The organism is Paenarthrobacter sp. PAE-2 (genome assembly GCF_026013155.1).
GTDB classification, from domain to species: domain Bacteria; phylum Actinomycetota; class Actinomycetes; order Actinomycetales; family Micrococcaceae; genus Arthrobacter; species Arthrobacter ureafaciens.
The window spans coordinates 1-1,501 of record NZ_JAPDNV010000094.1 but is presented as its reverse complement, the minus strand read 5'-3'; the positions used below and the strand labels follow the sequence as shown (position 1 = coordinate 1,501).

3 protein-coding genes and 1 pseudogene are annotated in these 1,501 nt (G+C 60.4%); all 4 read left to right on the top strand.

Annotated elements, in window-relative coordinates:
- Positions 1 to 413, top strand: a pseudogene (locus OCL88_RS21025) (aromatic ring-hydroxylating dioxygenase subunit alpha); the annotation flags it as partial.
- Positions 414 to 416: 3 nt separating this feature from the next.
- Complete coding sequence (locus OCL88_RS21020; RefSeq protein WP_013603012.1) at positions 417 to 1,016, top strand: 3-phenylpropionate/cinnamic acid dioxygenase subunit beta; 600 nt, start codon at positions 417 to 419, stop codon at positions 1,014 to 1,016.
- Complete coding sequence (locus OCL88_RS21015) at positions 1,013 to 1,351, top strand: hypothetical protein (protein ID WP_169094770.1); 339 nt, start codon at positions 1,013 to 1,015, stop codon at positions 1,349 to 1,351. Before OCL88_RS21020 ends, OCL88_RS21015 begins: the two co-directional genes overlap by 4 nt.
- The coding region (locus OCL88_RS21010; RefSeq protein WP_319951677.1) for a ferredoxin at positions 1,311 to 1,501 on the top strand (191 nt) is incomplete at its 3' end. The genes OCL88_RS21015 and OCL88_RS21010, both read left to right, overlap by 41 nt.

Genomic DNA, 1,501 nt, shown 5'->3' with positions numbered 1-1,501 from the left:
CCCTTTCGTACAAGGCATATCTCATGTGCTTTGGCAGCGGCGGCATGTTTGAACAAGACGACGTTGAAAACTGGGTCTCGCTGACGAGCACGGCGGGCGGCCCTATGGCCCGCCGCCTCCTGCTCAACAGCCGGATGGGCATGCTGGAAAACGGGCAGAACGTCGTAGAACCCCTGACCTCAGATGAGTATTCAGGACCAGGTTCCACACGAATCGGCTACAGCGAATACAACCAGCGTGAACTCCTGCTGCGGTGGGCTGATCACCTCGAACGACCGATGGAGAAAGCGGCCCAGCTGCACGTCGGAACCGATCCTATTCAGGCACCCGCGGCCACCGAGGCGGATCCTTCACGGGCCGCCGTCGGGAGCACTGCCATCCCAGCCGACCCGATCCTCACAAAGGAGGCCTAGGCCATGAGCGTTGAAACCGATCGCAACGGCAAGACCCTTTCGGAGCAGTCTGTTCTCGGTGGCCATGCCCCACGCACCCAGAGGATAGGGGAATCCCTCCCGTTCGATGATGCGCTCCACCTTCAGGCGCACCGTTGGCTGGTTGACGAAGCCTACCTCCTGGACGCCCAGGACTATGACGCATGGATGGCACGGATTGCTGAGGACGTGCATTATCTGATGCCCGTGCGGGTGACGACCGCCCTGGGTGCCGGCTACAGCACGTCCCCCGGTATGGCCCATCTTGATGAAAACAGGTACTCGCTCAGCCGACGGGTAGCCCGGTTTGCCACAGAGCATGCCTGGACCGAAGACCCTCCCTCACGGTTGCGCCACTACATCACGAACGTTCGGACGTTCCGCACAGACAACCCGAACGAAATCATCGTTGATTCGGCGGTGCTGCTCTTCCGCAGCAGGGGCGATGTACGGGAGGCCGCTACGGTGTCCGCCGGACGTGAGGACCTTCTGCGCCGCACCGGTACCGGATGGGAACTGGCGCGTCGGACCATCATGGTGGATGAGTCGGTTATCCGCATGCAGAATCTGGCCATATTCCTATGAAAATTGGTTGGGAAGGCGAGGAAGAAGACCGCCTTGCCGCCATTCGCGCGGCAGAGGAACGCGTCCGGCTGGAAGCGCATGCCACTGGCGCTCCGATCGTGATTGCCAATGAGTTTTCCGAGGTGCACATCACAAGGGTGGAGACCCGCAATGGCTCCCGGCTGATGATCAAATCCCCGCGCTCCGCGCAGTGGGTTTCATTGTGCCCGCTGGAACTCGAGGCGCTGACATGGCAGGCGCCGGCAACGTTTTCGGCCATGATCGGAAATCCATTCGGTCCGCTCATCGCCGAGGATGAACGACCGCCCCAATTCAAGAAGAACAGCAACACTTAGGCCAAGGAGTTTGAGCATGCCAGTCGTAAAAGCAGACCTAGCAGCCTGCCAGGGGTACGCCAACTGCGTTGTCGGGGCGACCGATTATTTTGATCTGGATGACGACGGGATCGTAGTCCTCCTCAAGACTGAAGTACCCGAGGCTGACCG

Bases quoted from the DNA above. Each gene is read 5' to 3' on its own strand.
- OCL88_RS21020 (WP_013603012.1), top strand. From the start codon at position 417: ATGAGCGTTGAAACCGATCGCAACGGCAAGACCCTTTCGGAGCAGTCT.
- OCL88_RS21015 (WP_169094770.1), top strand. From the start codon at position 1,013: ATGAAAATTGGTTGGGAAGGCGAGGAAGAAGACCGCCTTGCCGCCATT.